Annotated in this window: 16 protein-coding genes; 5 read left to right on the forward strand and 11 right to left on the reverse strand. The window is 67.7% G+C overall.

Going from position 1 to position 17,445, the window contains the following annotated elements:
- Position 1: 1 nt before the first annotated feature.
- From JNK84_RS22875 to JNK84_RS22915, 9 genes are all read right to left on the reverse strand, one after another.
- Positions 2 to 1,006 (reverse strand): ABC transporter ATP-binding protein, encoded by a 1,005-nt coding sequence (locus JNK84_RS22875; protein ID WP_293428529.1) that lies wholly within the window; start codon positions 1,004 to 1,006, stop codon positions 2 to 4.
- Between the two features lie 10 nt (positions 1,007 to 1,016).
- Positions 1,017 to 2,024 carry an ABC transporter ATP-binding protein gene (locus JNK84_RS22880; RefSeq protein ID WP_293428530.1) on the reverse strand — a complete coding sequence of 336 codons (1,008 nt, stop codon included), beginning with the start codon at positions 2,022 to 2,024 and terminating at the stop codon, positions 1,017 to 1,019.
- Positions 2,021 to 2,923: an ABC transporter permease gene (locus tag JNK84_RS22885; RefSeq protein WP_293428531.1), complete on the reverse strand. Its 903-nt coding sequence runs from the start codon at positions 2,921 to 2,923 to the stop codon at positions 2,021 to 2,023. The genes JNK84_RS22880 and JNK84_RS22885 overlap by 4 nt, the downstream gene beginning before the upstream one ends.
- Before the next feature lie 4 nt (positions 2,924 to 2,927).
- Positions 2,928 to 3,881, reverse strand: coding sequence for an ABC transporter permease (locus tag JNK84_RS22890; RefSeq protein WP_293428532.1), 954 nt, complete (start codon positions 3,879 to 3,881; stop codon positions 2,928 to 2,930).
- 136 nt (positions 3,882 to 4,017) lie between these two features.
- On the reverse strand, positions 4,018 to 5,685 hold the full coding sequence (locus JNK84_RS22895) for an ABC transporter substrate-binding protein (RefSeq protein WP_293428533.1): 1,668 nt from the start codon (positions 5,683 to 5,685) through the stop codon (positions 4,018 to 4,020).
- 400 nt (positions 5,686 to 6,085) lie between these two features.
- Positions 6,086 to 7,489: an amidase gene (locus JNK84_RS22900; protein ID WP_293428534.1), complete on the reverse strand. Its 1,404-nt coding sequence runs from the start codon at positions 7,487 to 7,489 to the stop codon at positions 6,086 to 6,088.
- On the reverse strand, positions 7,489 to 8,619 hold the full coding sequence (locus JNK84_RS22905) for an NAD(P)/FAD-dependent oxidoreductase (protein WP_293428535.1): 1,131 nt from the start codon (positions 8,617 to 8,619) through the stop codon (positions 7,489 to 7,491). Before JNK84_RS22905 ends, JNK84_RS22900 begins: the two co-directional genes overlap by 1 nt.
- Positions 8,620 to 8,747: 128 nt before the next feature.
- Complete coding sequence (locus JNK84_RS22910) at positions 8,748 to 9,794, reverse strand: pilus assembly protein TadG-related protein (protein ID WP_293428536.1); 1,047 nt, start codon at positions 9,792 to 9,794, stop codon at positions 8,748 to 8,750.
- A 149-nt stretch (positions 9,795 to 9,943) separates the two neighbouring features.
- Positions 9,944 to 10,096: a hypothetical protein gene (locus JNK84_RS22915; RefSeq protein WP_293428537.1), complete on the reverse strand. Its 153-nt coding sequence runs from the start codon at positions 10,094 to 10,096 to the stop codon at positions 9,944 to 9,946.
- A 224-nt stretch (positions 10,097 to 10,320) separates the two neighbouring features.
- Here JNK84_RS22915 and JNK84_RS22920 point away from each other — a divergent pair, with 224 nt between their 5' ends.
- Positions 10,321 to 11,952: a hypothetical protein gene (locus tag JNK84_RS22920; protein WP_293428538.1), complete on the forward strand. Its 1,632-nt coding sequence runs from the start codon at positions 10,321 to 10,323 to the stop codon at positions 11,950 to 11,952.
- A 7-nt stretch (positions 11,953 to 11,959) separates the two neighbouring features.
- Here the strand turns inward: JNK84_RS22920 and JNK84_RS22925 are convergent, their stop codons facing one another.
- The gene (locus JNK84_RS22925) at positions 11,960 to 12,874 is read right to left on the reverse strand and encodes a lipid A biosynthesis lauroyl acyltransferase (RefSeq protein ID WP_293428539.1); all 915 of its coding nucleotides are present in this window, start codon (positions 12,872 to 12,874) and stop codon (positions 11,960 to 11,962) included.
- A gap of 11 nt (positions 12,875 to 12,885) precedes the next feature.
- Positions 12,886 to 13,908, reverse strand: coding sequence for a zinc-binding dehydrogenase (locus tag JNK84_RS22930; protein WP_293428540.1), 1,023 nt, complete (start codon positions 13,906 to 13,908; stop codon positions 12,886 to 12,888).
- A 203-nt stretch (positions 13,909 to 14,111) separates the two neighbouring features.
- Here JNK84_RS22930 and JNK84_RS22935 point away from each other — a divergent pair, with 203 nt between their 5' ends.
- From JNK84_RS22935 to JNK84_RS22950, 4 genes are all read left to right on the forward strand, one after another.
- A complete protein-coding gene (locus JNK84_RS22935) occupies positions 14,112 to 14,975 on the forward strand; it encodes a hypothetical protein (RefSeq protein ID WP_293428541.1) in 864 nt (287 codons plus the stop codon).
- 153 nt (positions 14,976 to 15,128) lie between these two features.
- A complete protein-coding gene (locus JNK84_RS22940; protein ID WP_293428542.1) occupies positions 15,129 to 15,413 on the forward strand; it encodes an acyl carrier protein in 285 nt (94 codons plus the stop codon).
- Positions 15,414 to 15,535: 122 nt separating this feature from the next.
- Positions 15,536 to 16,009 carry a 3-hydroxyacyl-ACP dehydratase FabZ family protein gene (locus JNK84_RS22945; RefSeq protein WP_293428543.1) on the forward strand — a complete coding sequence of 158 codons (474 nt, stop codon included), beginning with the start codon at positions 15,536 to 15,538 and terminating at the stop codon, positions 16,007 to 16,009.
- A 204-nt stretch (positions 16,010 to 16,213) separates the two neighbouring features.
- Positions 16,214 to 17,425, forward strand: a complete 1,212-nt coding sequence (locus JNK84_RS22950; protein WP_293428544.1) for a beta-ketoacyl-ACP synthase — start codon at positions 16,214 to 16,216, stop codon at positions 17,423 to 17,425.
- The last annotated feature ends 20 nt before the right edge of the window (positions 17,426 to 17,445 follow it).

Below are 17,445 nucleotides of genomic sequence, written 5' to 3' on the forward strand. Positions count from 1 at the left end.
ATCAGGCAGCAGCCGTCTCGTCCGTGCGGAAGCACCGCGCCTCGTGGCCGGCGCCGACGGCGACCGGTTCCGGCACCGCCTCGGTGCAAGCGGGCGTTCCGAGCTTGCAGCGCGGCGCGAACGAGCATCCCGGCGGCAGGTTGGCAAGATCGGGCGGCGAACCGGGAATGGCGTCGAGGCGAGTGCCCTTGGCCATCGCGGACGTCTTGTGATCCCCTTGGGCGCGGCTCCTGAGGAGGCCGATCGTGTAGGGGTGGCGCGGCCTGCGGATGATGTCGCGGATCGGCCCGGTTTCGACGATGCGGCCGCCATACATGACCGCGACCCGGTCGGCGACCTCAACCGCGACGCCGATATCGTGGGTGACGAAGATGACGGCGATGCCGAACTCGCGCTGCAACTCGCGGATCAGCAGCAGGATCTGGATCTGCACGGTCGCGTCGAGGGCGGTGGTCGGTTCGTCGGCCAGCAGGACCTTGGGATTGCAGGCGAGCGCCAGCGCGATCATGGCTCGCTGGCGCATGCCGCCGGACATTTCGTGGGGGTAGTTTTCCAGCCGCCGCTCGGGCGAGGGGATGCGCACGCGCTCGAACAGGTCCAGCGCCTTGGCCTTGGCGTCGGCGTAGGAGCCGCCATTGTGCTTGACGATGGTCTCGGCGATCTGGTGGCCGAGCGTATAGACCGGGTCCAGTGCCAGCGCCGGCTCCTGGAAGATCATCGACACCGTGCGGCCCCGGAATGCCTGGAGTTCGCGGGACTTCAGCGCCAGCACGTCCTCGCCGCCGACCGCGATGCGGCCATCGACCTTCGTGCGCTTCTCCGGGTTGAGGCGCAGCAGTGCGCGCAGCGTCACCGACTTGCCGGAGCCGGATTCGCCGAGGATCGCCAGCGTCTCGCCGCGCTCCAGCGCGAGGTCGACGCCATTGACGGCGCAGATCGGCTTCGGCCCGCCGGTGAAGGTGACCTTGAGGTTCTGGACGTCGACAAGGGGAGGCGCGGTCAGCATGGTCTCGTCCTCACGCCGCGATTGCCGCAGACGGCGCCATCGTGTGACCGGAACCCGGTTCGGAGCGCAGGCACGCGACGTGGTGGAAGGCTCCGCCCGCCGTCAGCACGGGTTCGCGCTGCGAGCAGACCCCTTCGGCGAAGGAGCAGCGGGTGTGGAACCGGCATCCCGGTGGCGGGTCGATGGGGTTCGGGGGATCGCCGGACAACGGCGCGGCCGTGGTGCGGTTATCCGGGTCCATGGTCGGCATCGAGCGCGTCAGCGCGGCCGAATAGGGGTGAAGCGGGGCGTCGAAGATCGCCTCCGACGGGCCGATCTCGGCGACCTTGCCGAGATACATGACCATCACCCGGTCCGACATGTAGCGGACGACGTGCAGGTCATGGGAAATGAAGATGTAGGTCAGCTTGAACTCGTCCTTCAGGTCCATCAGCAGGTTCAGAACCTGCGCCTCGACCGACTTGTCGAGGGCCGAGACGGCCTCGTCGAGGATGACGATGCGCGGCCTCAGCGCCAGCGCGCGCGCGATGTTGATGCGCTGCCTCTGCCCGCCGGAGAGCTCGTGCGGATAGCGGCCGGCGAAACGCGAGGGCTCCAGCCCGACCTTGGCGAGCAGGTCGCGGGCGCGCTCGATGGCCTCGCGCTGCGGCACGCCGTGAACCTGCGGGCCGAAGGCGATGGAACTCTCGATGGTCAGGCGCGGATTGAGCGAGGCATAGCTGTCCTGGAACACCATCTGCACCTGCCGCCGGTAGTCGGATAGCGACAAGTCGGGCGAGCCGACCTTCGCCGCATCGAACAGGATCTCGCCCGAGGTCTGCGGCATCAGGTGCATCAGGAGGCGCGCGGTGGTCGACTTGCCGCAGCCGCTCTCACCGACGATGCCGAGGGTCTCGCCGTCCAGCACGTCGAAACCGACGCCGTCGACCGCGCGCACCACTTTCTTCGGGCCGAACAGGCCGCCGGCAATGGGGAAATGCTTGACGAGGCCGCGGACGGTGAGGAGGGGCTGGCTCATACCTTGACGTCCATGGCGTTGCGCAGGCCGTCGGCCAGCACGTTGAACGAGATCGAGGTGATGAAGATCATCGCGCCCGGCAGCGCCGCCACATAGGGCTGGGTATAGATCGCCGTGCGCAGCGTGTTCAGCATCAGGCCCCATTCGGGTTCGGGCGGGCGGACGCCGAGGCCGAGGAAGGAGAGGCCCGAGGCGAGGATCATCGACACCGAGATGAGGCCGGTCGCATAGACGAAGATGGGACCGAGAACGTTGCCGAGCACATGGACGCGGATGATGGTCAGCGCATTGGCCCCCGATGCGCGGGCGGCCTCGACATAGTCGCGGTTGCGGACCTGCGTGGTGACAGCCTCGGCGACGCGCGCGATCGGCGGGATGAACACGACGGTCAACGAAACGAGGGCGTTCTGGATGCCAGCGCCCAGCGCGCCGGAGAGGGCGACCGCCAGCAGCACCGAGGGGAAGGCGTAGAACACGTCGATGGTGCGCATCATCACCGTGTTGGTGGCCCCGCCGACATAGCCGGCGACGATGCCGATGAGGCTGCCGATGCCGAAGGCCATGATGACCGGGGTCACGCCCATCATCAGCGAGAAGCGCGCGCCGTAGATCAGCCGCGAGAGCATGTCGCGGCCGAGTTCGTCCGTGCCGAGCGGGAAGCCCGTCGTGCCGATGGGCCTGAGGCGCCGGATGGTCCGGCCGGCATAGGGGTCCATCGGCGCGACCAGCGGCGCGAGGATCGCCATGAGGATGAGCAGCAGCACGATGACGCCGGCGGCGATGGCGAGCTTGTCGCGGCTGAAACGCTGGAACACCCCGGCCCAGTAGCCCGGCGACTTCTCGATTGGCGCGACCCTCTTGGCCGGGTCTTGCGGAATGAACGAGGTGACGGAGGTCATCGGTTCAGCTCCGCTGGATCCGCGGGTCGATGGCGGTCTGAACCACGTCGACGATCAGGTTGAGCATGACAAAGAACAGGGCGAGGACGAGGATCGTGCCCTGGAGCAGCGGCAGGTCGCGCTGGAAGATCGCGGCGTTCAGGAGGAAGCCGGTGCCGGGCCAGGAGAACACCGTTTCGATCAGGATGGAGCCGCCGAGCAGGTAGCCGAGCTGGAGGCCCATGACGGCGAGGGCGGTCGGGGCGGCGTTCTTCACGACATGGCCGAAAATGCCGAGCTCGGAGAGGCCCTTGGCCCGCAGGGCGGGGACGAAGTCCTGCGAGAGAATGTCGGCGACGAGCGCCCGGATGGTGCGCGCCACGATGCCCATGGGGATGACGCTCATGGTCACCGCGGGCAGGATCAGATGGCGGATATGGGCCCAGTCGGGACGCCATTCCGACGAGCCGCCGGGGCCGGCGCCGGTGGGCGGCAGCCAGTTGAGCTGGGCCGCGAAGACGATCACCAGCACCATGCCGAGCCAGTAGTGCGGCACCGAGACGCCGATGACCGACAGGATCGAGGCGATCTTGTCGACGGCGCTGTTGCGGAAATAGCCGGCGACGAAGCCGAACAACAGGCCGAAGAAGAAGCCGATGAAGGTTGCGACCACCGCCAGAAGCAGGGTGTTGCGCACGGCGTTCAGCACCTCTCCCGTCACCGAGCGACCGGAGGCGATGGAGGTGCCAAGATCGCCCTGGAGGGCGCGCAGGCACCATTTGAAGAACTGCTCGTAATAGGGCCGGTCGAAGCCGTAGGCCTGCATCATCTGGATCTTGAGCTGCTCGGAGGCATCCGGCGGCAGCACGGAGACCAGCGGGTCGCCCGGCGCGATATGGACCAGCATGAAGCAGACGATCGAGACGCCGATGACGATCGGGATCGTGTAGACGAGCCGCTTGCCGAGATAGACGAGCATGTAACTTCAGGCCTCGCGATGCAGCCGTCGGGGAGCCGCCGCTTCGGGCGAGCGGCAAGCTACGCCGGTAGAGTCCGACGCAGCCGAGAGGTCCGGCAAGGCCGGCGCGGTTTCCGCGCGCCGGCCTGAAGGGGCGTTACGAGCCCGGGCGGATGTCCATCGGCGCGATGTCGATGAACCAGGAGCGCGGCTGCACCACGCCTGAGACGCGCGCGGACATGGCGCGCGGGCCGACGTCGTGTGCGACCCAGAGGAACGGGGCTTCCTCGACGAGCCGCTTGTGGAGCGCGGCAAGCGCCCGGTCGCGGCCGGCATTGTCGAAGGTGGAGCGGGCCGTCGCGGCGAGCTGGTCGAACTCGTCGGAGTTGAAGAAGCCCCAGTTGTTCGAGGCCGGCGGGTTGGTCTGCCGCGTCACGAAGCGGATCATGCCGAAGAACGGGTCCATGGCCGAGAAGGTGACGTTGGTGGCGTTGGCGCCGCGCGCGCCGGCCGAGCCTGCGCCCTCGCGCCAGTTGGTAAAGACCTGATTCCATTCGCCGACTTCGAGCTCGACGTTGAAGAAGCACTCCTTCAGCGCCTGCTGGAGCCACTCGTTCATGACGATCGGCTGCATCTGGCCGGAGCCCGAGGCCGACGTCAGGATCTTCACCGTGATCGGCCGGGACGCGGAGAAGCCCGCCTCGGTCATCAGGCGCTTGGCGGCCGCGAGGTCGTATTTGATCTCGAAGCTCGGATTGCCCCACCAGGGATGGCCCGGCGGGTAGGTGCCGCGCGGCACTTCCATCTGGCCGTTGAGGAGCTGCTTCAGCTCGTCGCGGTTGATGCAGAGGTTCGCGGCATGGCGGACGCGGCGGTCGAGCCAGGGCGAGCCCTCGCGGAACGAGAACTGCCAGGGCCAGACGTGCGGCTGGGCGTTCTGGTACATCTTGAAGCCGCGCGAGGTGATCTGCTGCACGGCGTCCGGGGCGGGAGCCTCGATCCAGTCGACCTGACCGGCGAGGAGGGCGGCCGTGCGGGCATTCGCCTCCGGTAGCGGCAGCAGCACGACGCGATCGATCTTCGGCGTGCGGGCCGGGTCCCAGTAGCCCTTGTTGGCGACCATCTCGAACCGCTCGCGCGGCACGAGGCGCACGCCGCGGAACGGGCCGGTGCCCGAGGGATTGGCCGCAAACGCGGTCCATGCCGCCGCCGCCCGGGCCTTCGGATCGGCGACCGAGGCCGGCACCTCGCCCAGCAGCTTCTGCCAGTGGGCGGGCGAGGCCATGAACAGGTTGGTCAGGTTGATCGGGATGAACGAGTCCGGCGCGCGCGTCGTCAGCTCGACCGTGAGGTCGTCGATCTTGCGGGCCGAGACGAGGTTCGGCATGCGCGAAACGGTGACGCCGACCTGGCTCTGGTCGAAATGCGATGCGGCCTGATCGAGAACCTTCTGGACGTTCCAGACCACGGCATCGGCGTTGAAGGCCGAGCCGTCGTGGAATTTCACGCCCGGGCGCAGTTTGAAAATCCACTTGGTCGGGTCGGTGGGGCTGACCGCCCATTCGGTGGCGAGGCCGGGGATGATCACCGACGCCGCGTCGCCCTTCGACAGATCCCAGTGGACGAGCGCGTCGTACATGGGAATGCCGGTGAAGCGGTTGCCCTCGAAGCCCTGATCGGGCTGGCCATGGGTGCGTGGAATGTCGGCAGCCGTCATGCCGATTCGCAGAACCTTCTCCTGAGCGATGACCGAGCCGGATGCCAATAGCGTCCCGGCGATGGCGATGGCGCCGGCAAGAACGGCCGGGCGAAAGCGAAACCACATGCAGACGTCTCCCTAAAGCTGCTCGGATCAGGCTCGCAAGCCACATGCCATCAGCTCCGAAGCGCCGGTTTTTCCCGGCTTGTCCTCTCCGGATCGATCCAAAGTCCGGCCCCATGCCGGACCGGATGGCAAGAAGCCCAATCCTTATGCAGATCGATTCACGCCGCAAGGGTGCTGCGCGATGTGACGCAGGGAGAAGATTGTATTCGTGGGGTCAGAATGCCTGCGAGGCGGGCACGGGGTCTGGCGTTGCCGCATTGTTCCGCAAATGCCGCGACGGCATCATCCGGATGGCGGCCCGCTGTCCGGGCGGCACGTCGCCGCGCCGGCCGATGGTCTGGAACGCCGGGGCGCGCAGCGAGCCGGCCCCCGAAACGAGGCTGGACAGGCCGATCAGGCCTCACATCGGCAGGGGCAGGGGGCCCCCGGACGCCGTCTCGACAGCCTGCGCAACCCGCAGCGCCAGTGCGTCGTCGAACTGGGCGGCTACGATCTGGAAGCCGATGGGCAGGCCGCCGGCCGTCTTCGCCACGGGCACGGAGATGCCGCACCATTCCAGATAGTTGGCGAAGCGGGTGAGGATGCCCGGCGCTGCCGTCTCATCCACCTGCGCGAGCGGCACGGCCGGGGCCGGTGTCGTCGGCAGGACCAGCACGTCGATGCCGCGGTCGTGCAGGAATGCGTTGGCTGCGCGGATGCGCGCGCGCCGCGACTCGACGGCGGCGAAATAGTCCGTGGCGGTGATCTTGAAGCCACCGCCGATGCGCCTGGCCGCCCACTCGCCGAGCCGGCACGGGGTTTCGGTGACGAGATGGCCATGGTTATGGGCACCCTCGACCATCATCAGGTCGCCGCAGGCCGCGGTGTAGCGGCCGAGCGCCTCCGGCAGCGTCACGGCAACGAGCCGCGCGCCGGCCGCCTCGAGCGCCTTGACCGTCCGGTCGAAGGCGGACGCCACCTCCCGGTCGATGGCGATGTCGGAATCGAGCGTGAGGACACCGACCGTCAGCCCCTTCACGCCGCCAGCGAGCCCCGAGACGAGATCGAGGCCCGGCGCGTTCCAGGTGGAGGCATCGGCAGGGTCGGAGCCAAGCATCGCCTGGCTCATGACGGCGGCGTCGCGCACCGTGCGCGCCAGCGGGCCGATCGTGTCGAAGCCCAGCGCCAGCGGCACGACGCCCGCCCGGCTGATCAGGCCCATCGAGGTCTTGTGGCCGACCGTGCCGCACCACGAGGCCGGCAGGCGCACCGAGCCGCCCGTATCGGTGCCGAAACCGATGGGCACGAGGCCGGCGCCGACCGCGACGCCCGTGCCGGAGGAGGAGCCGCCGGGATTGCGCGGGGTGGCCGCGTCGTGCGGGTTCACCGGCGTCCCGGCGATCGGGTTGGTGCCCCAGCCGCCGAATGCATATTCGACCGTGTGGCTCTTGCCGACGACCACGGCGCCGGCCGCGCGCAGGCGCGAGACGACGAAGGCATCGGCTGGGGCCGCCGGCAGGTGATCGCGCGTGAGCGAGCCGGCGCGGGTCTTCTGCCCCGCGACGTCGATGATGTCCTTGACCGCGACCGGCACGCCGTGGAACGGTCCGCGACGGACGCCCCGCTTCACCAGCGCGTCCAGAAGGTCGGCTTCGGCGCGCGCCTCCTCCGCCGTCACGGCAATGAAGGCGTGCAGGCGGTCGTTGGTCTTCGCGATCCGGTCCAGCGAGGCGTCGACGACGGCGCGGGCGCTCGTCCGACCGGCGGCGATGGCCTCGGCGGTGGCGACGGCGCCCTTGGCGAGAAACGATGCGGCATCGGACATCAGACGGTCTCCAGATGGGGCAGGCCGAGCCGGTCGGCGACGATATCGGCGAGAGCGAGCGAAGCGGTGAGGCCCGGGCTTTCGATGCCGAGCAGGTTCACGAGACCGGCGACGCCATGCGCCTCGGGGCCGTCGATGCGAAAATCGGGCATGGGCGTCGTCGCGTCGTGCAGCTTCGGCCGGATGCCGGCATAGTCGGGCTGGAGCGCGTTGTCCGGCAGGCCCGGCCAGTAGGCGCGGATGGCGGCGTAGAACTGGTCGGCGCGCCTGATATCGACGATGAGATCGTCTTCGCTTGCGACCCATTCGACATCCGGGCCGAAACGGCATCGACCCTGAAGATCGACGGTCGCATGGACGCCGAGCCCCGCAGCGTCCGGCATGGGGTAGACGAGCCGCGAAAAGGGCTGGCGGCCGACCAGCGAGAAGTAATTGCCCTTGGCATACCACTGGCGGGGAATGTGCCCGGCCGGAAAGCCCGCGAGCCGCGACAGGAATTTCGGCGCGAAATGGCCGGCGGCATTGACCACGATGCGGGCGCTGACCGAAGCCGCCTCGGCGCCGCCCGTCTCGATCAGGATGCCGCCCGGCGTGACGGTGGCGGCGGTCACCGGCGTCTCGAAGGCGACCATGCCGCCGGCATTCTCAAGATCGCCCTGCAGCGCCAGCATCAGGCCGTGGCTGTCGACGATGCCGGTGGAAGTCGAGAAGAAGCCCTTGATCGCCGCGACTTCGGGCTCGAGGGCGCGGATCTCGTCGGCGCTGGTCCATGACAGGCCCTCGACGCCATTGGCGTGAGCCTGGTCCCAGATGGCCTGCAGCTTCGGGAGCTGGCTTTCGGAGGTTGCGACCATCAGCTTGCCGCAGCTGATGGCCTTCACGCCGCGGTCCGCGCAATAGCGGTAGAGCAGGCGCTTGCCGGCGAGGCAGGCCTTCGCCTTGATCGAGCCGGTCGGGTAGTAGAGCGCCGCGTGAATGACTTCGCTGTTGCGCGAGGACGTGCCGGTGCCGATGGCATCGGCGGCTTCGAGGACGAGCGTCTCGAGGCCCGAGAGAGCGAGGCGGCGCGCGCAGGCGAGCCCCACAACGCCCGCGCCGATTACCACGGCATCGATCGAATAATCTGTCATGTCTGCGGCAGGGTGCTTTGGCCGGAGGCGGGCATTACCCCTTCATAGGGCGCAACCGGGACCCCGGAAAGCGCGACGCCCGCGAAGCTGGTCTTCGCGGGCGTCAGGGATAGCGGGAGATCGCCGGCCTACTCGATGAGACGGAGGACCGTGGTGCTCGTCGTGGTGCTGGAAGGGCATTCGACGATGACGCGGATGTCGTCGTAGTCCGAGTCCGTCCAGCCATAGCCGGGCGGCCGGTCTTCCCAGCCGAAATAGATATACTTGCCGGGCGAGCAGGCCTTGGTCGCCTGCTGCGGCGTGCGGTTGGTGCCGCTCGGCAGGATGCCACCATTGCCCTTGTTCTTGCACTGGCCGAGGTTGTCGCAGATGACCGTCTCGAGGATCGGCACGTTGTTGGCGAACTGGTGCGTGGGCACGCCGGCGACCATGCGCGTGTCGGAATAGTAGTTGTAGGAACGGTTGTTGGACCACGGATCGGCCCAGTCCGCCGCGTTGTTCGCGATCAGCGTGCCCGGCTGCGCCGTATCCCACAGGGCCGGCTGCGTCCGCGCATTGCGCACATTGTAGAGGCGATACGAGAAGGTCTCGTTCGGTTTGCAGGCCGGCATGTTGAAATTGTACGTCGTGCCGGCATTGTCGGCGATCGCCGTCATCTGCGAGCGGCCCTGGCTCGGTTCGTTCCGCCGCGCATCGTCATAGCAATAGACGTACATGCGGTTGTAATCGCCGGCATTGGGATCGAGCTGGGCGACGACGGGCTTCTTTTGCGTGATGGTCTGGATCGTGGTGGCCGTGGCGGTCGACTTGGCGACGACGTTCATCGTCTTCATGCCTAGCACGCCGAGAAAGGTCGTCTCCATCGTGCCATCGACGCTGATCCGGACGGTCTTGCCGCCATCGGAGACCGCGACGGAGATGGGATAGGCCTTCAGGCGGGCCGGGAGGTTGCCGTCGAGGTGGTTCTGCGCCGCCAGCGTCACCGCGGCCACGCCGAGGGCGGCCTGCTTGACGCCGGCGATGGAGGCCGCGTCGAAGGCTGACTGGAGCCCGGCCATGTCGCGCGTCGCCTGATGCAGGTCGACGGCGCCGCCGGCGAGCCCCATCACCGGAATGACGGAAAAGCCGAAGATGACGGCCACGTTGCCGCCGCGGTCGCGGCGGAAGCTGGCCAAGCTATCGCGGATGAGTCCCAACATTGTCTTCTTGCCCTCTGATCGGGTTTGCCAGAGGTTATTCGATACCTATTGACGCAATCTGATCGGTATTTGCCTCAAAGTGTGTAATTGAGGTCAACCTTAACAATGTGCTGAAGCGACGTGTTTCAGCCGGCGACGGCGGCGCCGACCAGCGCGGCGATGGCGCCCCAAAGCGCGAGGCTCGCCAGCAGCGCGATCCGCCAGGAGCCGGAGAGGCGTCGCGTGCGCTCGGCAAGGACCGGCATCTGGCTCGATTGCTGGATCAGCGGAACATGCATCGGGGCTGCTCATCGCGATTCGACGAGACAGGTTAGCGGAGCGAGTGCCGGACAAGCCAGATAGCGCTCCGCAAAACCCACAGGTCATGTCGGGAAATATCCGCGCCTGCATTGACTGCGCTAGCATTGCGTAAGGAGCATGGGCGATGCTACGCGCATCGCGGTATCTCTTTCATTCCTCTACGGCCGGTGGGTCGTGAAGCGGTCGTCATCGGTGCACATTCATGAATTCGCCGGACGTGCATGAATCCGATGATCGCGTAATTCCGGCGATCCTCGGCCTCGCCGCGATGGCGGTCCTGACGCCTGTCTTCCTGGTCCAGATTCCAACTCTCTGGGACTACCCCAACCATCTGGTGCGTCTGTGGATTCTGGCCGGCGGCGCCGAAGGGACGCCCGTGGCGGCCATGTATCAGGCGGACTGGTCGCTCGCGCGCACCAATATCGGGATCGATCTTCTGGGCAGCCTTCTTGGCCGCCTGATGCCGGTCGAGCAGGCCGGCAAGGTTCTGGTCTGCCTGGGGCTGACGGTTGCGCCGTTCGGCGCGATCGCGCTGAACCGGTCGATCTTCGGGGGCCGGCACTGGTGGATGATCGCCATCATGATGTTTGCGTGGAATTTCGTCGTCGTCGGCGGGCTTCTGAGCTTCCAGATCGGGCTGGGCCTCGCGCTTTTCGCCGCGTCCACGGAGACTCTGCTGGCGCGCCGGTCGATGCTGGTAGCCGCGCTGGTTCGCATTGCGTTCGGCGCGGTCATCCTGACCGTCCACGTGTTTGGCCTTCTCTTCTATCTGGCGCTCGTCGTCGGAATCGCTTTCGGCTCGGACTGGCTGGCCCTGCGCGATGCCCAGAGGTTCAGGCGCTTCCTCCGCGGGGCGATTCTTGGCGGGCTTGCCTGCGTCGTTCCGCTCGTGGCCATGCTGGCGCTGGCGAGCAAACTGCCCGGAGCGCATGTCGAGGCATCGGCCGGCGGGGGCGCGCGCCAGATGTGGGAGGGCATGAGGTTCCCGCCGCTGGAACTGCTGGAGCGGCTGTCGATCACGCTCACCTCGTTGAAGACCTACGCGCTGGCTCCGGACCTGCTGGCCCTTGCCGCGGTTGTCACCCTGCCGCTCTACGCGCTGCTTACGCGGCGCCTGGCCATGCACGCGGGTCTGTTCGCGGCCAGCATCCTCTTGTTCGTGCTCAGCCAGTTCATGCCGGCCTCGGCACTGGGCACAGGATATATCGACGTGCGGCTGCCCGCCATGGCCGGCCTCATGATGGCCGCCTCGGTGCGCCCCGATTTTCGCGAGTCGATGCGGGTTCGGCGGGCCCTCGCACTGCTGATGCTGATCGCGGTGTCCGCGCGCGCGGCATGGATATGGTCAGTCTGGTCCGAGCGGCAGGGGGACGTGAGGTCCATCGCCGCCGTGTCGGCCGATATCCCCGCAAACGCGGCGGTTCTTCTTGCGCGGCATTACACCGGAGACGTTTCCGACCCGCGTCTTCCCGCCGGTCGCTATGCCCATGGGCAACCGATCTTCTGGCACATGCCGACACTGATCACGATCTGGCGCCACGCCTTCGTGCCGACGATCTTCACCGCCGCGGGCAAGCAGCCGCTGCGCGTGCTGCCGTCCTGGATCGACAAGGCCGTACCGGAAGGCGGGATTCCCATGGTGGACGAGCTCGACCAGCCGGCGTCCCTGCGTGAGTATCATTACCTGCGCGACTGGCGGCGGCGGTTCGACTATGTGCTGCTGGTGAACGCGGACATGCCCAACCGGGAGCCGGGGGCGGAAGCCGTGCCGGGCCTTCGCCTCGTGTCGGATGGAGGGTTCGCGCGTCTCTATCGGATCGAGCGAGCGCCCTGATCTGACCTCAGCGCCAGCGCCGGTGCAGCCAGAGCCACTGTTCGGGATGCTCGCGCACCCAACCCTCGACGATGTCGGTCATCATCTGCATCGAGGCCTTCACGTCGATGCGGCCTTCGCCGTCGCGCGGCAGGTTCAGTTCTTCCGTCGCCTCCAGCCGGAAGCGGTTGCCGGGCAGGCGGATGACGCGCGCGCCGTGGACCGGGCAGTCGAACTCGCGGGCGAGGCGCGCGGCGGTCGGGTTGGCCTTGGCCGGGCGGCCGAAGAAGGTGACGTCGACGCCGCGATGGAGATGCTGGTCGATCAGCATGCCGACATGGGCGGATTTTTCGAGTTCGCGGGCAAGCTGGAGAACGCCTGCGCCGCCTGACGCCACCATCTTGCCCATGGTTTTGCCGCGGATGCGCTGGATGGCGCGGGCGACGAAGCGGTTGTTGGGCATGCGGTAGAGCGCCGTCATGTCGAGGCCGTGGGCGGCGGCGGCAACCGCCGGCATCTCCCAGTTGGCGAGATGGGCGGCGAAGAAGATGGCCGGCTTGCCGTCGTCGCGCAGACGCTCGAACAGCGGCACGTCCTCGGTGATGATGCGGCCCTCGTTCGGACGGGCGGGGTCGTAGTCCCAGAGATCGTCCATACAGGCATATTCGAAGGCCGTGCGGCCGAGATTCTCCCACACGCCCTTCAGAATCGCGCGGATCTCCTCCTCGGATTTCTCCGGGAAGGCCGCCTTCAGGTTGTTGTAGCCGGTCCGGTTGGCCGAGATCAGCGGTGCGATGGCGGGCAGGATGCGGCCGCCGAGGTCGCTGGCGCGGTCGGGGCCGAGCGAGCGGATCGCCTTCATGGCGCCAAGCACGAGCATGCCGACAAGCCAGTCGAGCGGCAGCATCGCCCAGGGGATGTTGTGGCGGATCCAGCGGACCAAGGCGGTCGCCCTCAGATATGAACGAGGATCTTGCCGAAGACCTTGCGGCTTTCCAGCCTGTCGAGAGCCTCGGAAAAGCGGGCGAGCGGCAGCTCGGTGTCGATGACCGGGGCGACGCCCGCCTCGATCCGCTTCAGGCCGTCGGCGATCGCGCGGATCGGCGCGCCGAACGAGCCGAAGATCTTGTACTGCTGCTGGAACAGCTGCATCAGGTTGAAGGTGATGGTCGCGCCTGAGGTCGCGCCGCAGGTGGCGAGGCGGCCACCGCGCCGGAGGCAGAACAGCGACTGGTTGAACGTGTCCGCGCCGGTATGCTCGAAGGCGACGTCGACGCCCTTCTTCTTCGTGATCTTGCGCACGACGCCCTCGAACCGCTCGGTGCGGTAATTGATGGCGTGATCGGCGCCGATGGCGAGGGCCTTTGCCGCCTTGTCGTCGTCGCCGACCGTGGTGATGACGGTGCAGCCGAGCGACTTCGCCAGCTTGATGGCGATGGTGCCGATGCCCGAGCCGCCGGCCTGCACCAGCACGGTCTCGCCGGGCTGGAGGCGGCAATTGTCGATCAGCATGTGCTCGACGGTGGAGAAGGTGATCGGGGCGGTGGCGGCGTCGCGTAGCGAGACGGAAGCCGGGACGGGGACGACGTGGCGCGCCTCCATGGTCACATATTCGCAGGCGAATCCGTCGATGTGGAAGCCCATAATGCCCTGCACGTCGGTGCAGAGGTTGTCCTGCCCCGCCTTGCAGAACTGGCAGGTTCCGCAGGTCTTGGCGCCGAACATCGCCACCTTGTCGCCGGCCTTGAACGCAGTGACATCAGCGCCGACGCTCTCGATCGTGCCCGAGGCCTCGGCCCCGACGACCAGCGGCATCTTGCGCTTGGCGAAGGCCATGCCGCGATAGCCCCACACGTCGATGTGGTTCAGCGCGACGGCGGCGATCCTGATCCGGACCTCGCCGGCACCGGGGGCGGGGGCATCCTCGATCTCCTCGATGCGGAGGTCACGGTCGCCGTGGAGGCGGAGAGCGCGCATGGAACGGTCCTTTCGGGGCGACGGAGCCCGAACAAGGGCAGCAGGCGCCCGTATGACATGGAGTGGCGCTGCCTAAAGCGCGGCGCGCGCAACGTCAACCGAAGCGGGCCGGCGTTTGACCGCCTTTCCGGTGCGGGCGTAACCTTTGGCCCGGTGGATCGGGCAGGGAGCTCGGCTTGCGACGGCTGGCGCGCAGAATGCAGGTGGCCGGGATCGCCCTCGCGGCGCTGCTGCCGGTCGCGCCCGTCTGGGCCATGGGCAGCGCGCCCGCCATTCCGCCCTTCCGCGAGATCGACAGCGATCCGTCATGGCCGCCGAAGCCGCCGCGCCTGCAGGCCGCTTTCGCCGTTGTCCCGTCGCTATCGACAGGCGTGCATTCGCTGGTCCTGATCCCGAGCCTGTCGGCGCGTGGCTCGTTCGGACCCGTCTTCGACTACGGGCTGGCCCTGCAGGCGCGCAGCGAGCGTTACGGGCGAGGCGCGGAGCAGGGCGACAATACCGACGTGGTCTGGGCGACCGTTGGAATCGCGCGCAGCGTCGGCCCGGTCACATTCACGGCTTTCGCCAGCAGGGGCACCGGCTTCTACGCGACTTTCGGCCCATTGATCGGCCATGCGCAGGAATATGGCGGCAGCGCCGGCGTCGACTTCGCCGGTTTCTCGCTCGGCGCGGACCGCTGGTGGGTCAGCCCGTCGGTCGAGCTGTTCCGGCGGGTCTCCGCGCTGCCGGAGCTGCGGTTCCAGCAGGTTTCGCCGGGTGTCGATCTGAGCGGGCGGATCGGCGACCTGCCGGGATGGTTCCGCCTCGGTGCCTACGTCGACTTTCGCAGCTACGAGGACGGCCGGCGCGACCGGATTGTCACCCTCAATGCCAGCTGGGCGCGGCTCGTGGCGCGCAATCTCGCGGTCGGCCTGCGCGCCGAATATAGCCGCAACACGGCGATGCCGCGCGACAACGGCTACGCCTCCTTCGAGTTCGGCCCGTTCCTGGTCCTGCTGTTCTCGACCGCCCCGCCATCGCCGCGCGAGGAGGAGGACGTGCTTCGGGGCCGCCGCCGCCGGTTCTAGTTCCGGCCCCGGAAGGGTTGAAGCGGCAGGCCTCGTCCTCTATAGCAGCAGCAACTATACCGGACGCCCCTTGCGGGCGAACGTGCCCCTTTGCGCTACGCGAGTTTGCACGGCGCGACATAGTCGCGCCGCCCGCACGGAGACTTCAGAGCCATGTCGTCCACTTTCGAAACCGTCTCGAAGATCATCTCCGAGACCTGCGACATTCCGCTGGAGAAGATCACGCCCGAGAGCCACGCGATCGACGATCTCGGCATCGATTCGCTCGACTTCCTCGACATCGCCTTCGCCATCGACAAGGCGTTCGGCATCAAGCTGCCGCTGGAGAAGTGGACGCAGGAGGTCAACGAGGGCAAGGCGAAGACCGAGGACTATTTCGTGCTCGGCGCGCTCTGCGCGAAGATCGACGAGCTGGTCGCCGCCAAGGGCGCCGCCTAATTTGGGGCGCCGCCTGATTTTGGGCGCCGCCTGATTTTGGGCGCAACCTGATCCCTGTCGCGGGCCGGCCGAGCGCGGGCCCGCCATCCTCTCCGATCTCCAGCGCGGGAGACCCGCCTCCCATGCGGCTCGAATATTTCCAGATGATCACCCGCGTCATTTCCTTCGACGCGGAGGCGAAGACCCTGACGGCCGCCGCCGACGTGCCGGCGGAAAGCCCGGTCTTCGAGGGCCATTTTCCCGGCTACCCGCTGCTGCCGGGCGTCCTGATGATCGAGGCCATGGCGCAGACCTCCGGCTGGCTGATCCTCGGCCTGAACGGGCTCACCGCCATGCCGTTCCTCACCGGGGCCAATTCGGCGAAGATGCGTGATTTCGTGCCGCCCTCGACCCCGCTCCAGGTCCATGCGCATCTGATCGGCGACGGCTCGGGCTATGCCGTCACCAAGGCGCACATCACCCGCGAGGGCAAGAAGGTGGCCGAGGCGGAGATCCGCTTCGCCGTGAAGACCTTCCCGGACCCGAAATTCGCGCAGATGATCCGCGAATGGGGCGAGCGCCTGGAATTCCCCTTCGAGAAGCTGGCCGCGGCCTGAGCCGGCGTGCAGGGCGCGGAGGCGCTCCCTTGTTGTCATGGCTGGGACAAGCCCGGGCAAGACGAAAGCGGCATCTCAAACCATTGTGGGTTAGTCTTTGAGGCGGCGCGGCCTTGCGGTTCACCCGGCCGATCTTGCCCTTCCGCCGGTCGGTCGTTATGTCCGGGCTCCCGCCGCCTTTAAGAATCCGCAGGAACAATCCCGATGGCGCACGAAAAGCCCCGCCCCGAGAGGGAAGCCTGGATCACGGGGATCGGCCTCGTCTCCGCGCTTGGCGAGGGGCTGGACGCCCATTGGGCCGCGTTCAATGGCGGCCGTGAGGACTGGCTGAAGCTCGATACCGCGACCTATTCGCCCTATCAGCTCCACCCGGCCGTCGCCATCGACGTGGCGAAGCAGATTCCCGACCGCGGTGACCGCCGGCAGATGGAGGCCTGGCAGCGCCTCGGCACCTATGCGGCCGGCCTCGCCCTCGACGATGCCGGCGTGAAGGGCAACGACGACGTCCTGAAGAGCATGCACATGATCGTCGCGGCGGGCGGCGGCGAGCGCGACTATGTGGTGGACGGTCAGCTCCTGTCGGGGCTCGAGGCCTCCAACGAGCCGGCCAAGTTCCTCAACGAGCGGCTGATGAACGACCTCCGGCCGACGCTGTTCCTCGCCCAGCTCTCCAATCTGCTCGCCGGCAACATTTCCATCGTCCACGGCGTCGTCGGTTCCTCGCGCACCTTCATGGGCGAGGAAATGGCAGGCGTCGACGCGGTGCGCGTCGCGCTCGCCCGCTGCCACGCGTCTCAGGGCGACATCTTCCTCGTCGGCGGCGCCTATTCGGCGGAGCGGCCCGACACGATCCTGCATTTCGAGCTCGGCCATATGAACTGGACGAAGGAATGGGCACCGGTCTGGGAGCGCGCCAAGGACGGCGGCGGCGCAATTCTCGGTTCCGTCGGCGCCTTCCTCGTCATCGAGGCGCGCGAGCACGCCGAAAAGCGCGGCGCGAAGCCCATCGCGAAGCTGGCCAAGGTTTCCTCCGACCGCACCATCCGCAAGGACGGCAAGGCCGAGCACACCATGGCGGTGCAGTGGAACGAGATTTCGCCGAGCCTCATTCCCGGCGCGACGGTGGTCGTTTCCGGGGCGACGGGTGTCACGGATGCGGTCGCCATCGAGCGCGACCTGCTCGACCAGCGCCGCGTGCCGACGCGCGCGACCGGTTCGGTCATCGGCCACAGCGTCGAGGCGGCTTTCCCGGCCAATGTCGCGTTGGCTGCGATGATGGTCCAGCGTGGCGCGGCCATCCCGCCGGTCGGCGGTTCTGGCGCCGAAGCGGCGATGACCCGCAAGGTCAAGCAGGCGGTGGTCACCTCGGTCGGCCACTGGCGCGGCGAGGGCATGGGCCTCGTGGAAGCGATCTGAGGGAGGACGTGGTGGCTTCG

The organism is Phreatobacter sp. (genome assembly GCF_016793595.1).
Lineage (GTDB): Bacteria > Pseudomonadota > Alphaproteobacteria > Rhizobiales > Phreatobacteraceae > Phreatobacter.